Origin of the sequence: Bacillus cereus group sp. BfR-BA-01524 (assembly GCF_022662595.1) — a bacterium.
Taxonomy (GTDB): Bacteria; Bacillota; Bacilli; order Bacillales; family Bacillaceae_G; genus Bacillus_A; species Bacillus_A thuringiensis_S.
Genome location: NZ_JAKUDW010000274.1, coordinates 1 through 512, shown reverse-complemented (window position 1 = coordinate 512; position 512 = coordinate 1). Strand labels below are relative to the sequence as shown.

The window sequence follows — 512 nt, the reverse complement described above, 5'->3', positions numbered from 1 at the left end:
CGGCTGTCACTTATGGATGGACCCGCGTCGCATTAGCTAGTTGGTGAGGTAACGGCTCACCAAGGCAACGATGCGTAGCCGACCTGAGAGGGTGATCGGCCACACTGGGACTGAGACACGGCCCAGACTCCTACGGGAGGCAGCAGTAGGGAATCTTCCGCAATGGACGAAAGTCTGACGGAGCAACGCCGCGTGAGTGATGAAGGCTTTCGGGTCGTAAAACTCTGTTGTTAGGGAAGAACAAGTGCTAGTTGAATAAGCTGGCACCTTGACGGTACCTAACCAGAAAGCCACGGCTAACTACGTGCCAGCAGCCGCGGTAATACGTAGGTGGCAAGCGTTATCCGGAATTATTGGGCGTAAAGCGCGCGCAGGTGGTTTCTTAAGTCTGATGTGAAAGCCCACGGCTCAACCGTGGAGGGTCATTGGAAACTGGGAGACTTGAGTGCAGAAGAGGAAAGTGGAATTCCATGTGTAGCGGTGAAATGCGTAGAGATATGGAGGAACACCAG

The 512-nt window shown here is 54.1% G+C and carries 1 rRNA gene; it reads left to right on the top strand.

Going from position 1 to position 512, the window contains the following annotated elements:
- A 16S ribosomal RNA gene (locus tag MR170_RS31015) occupies positions 1 to 512 on the top strand; the annotation flags it as partial.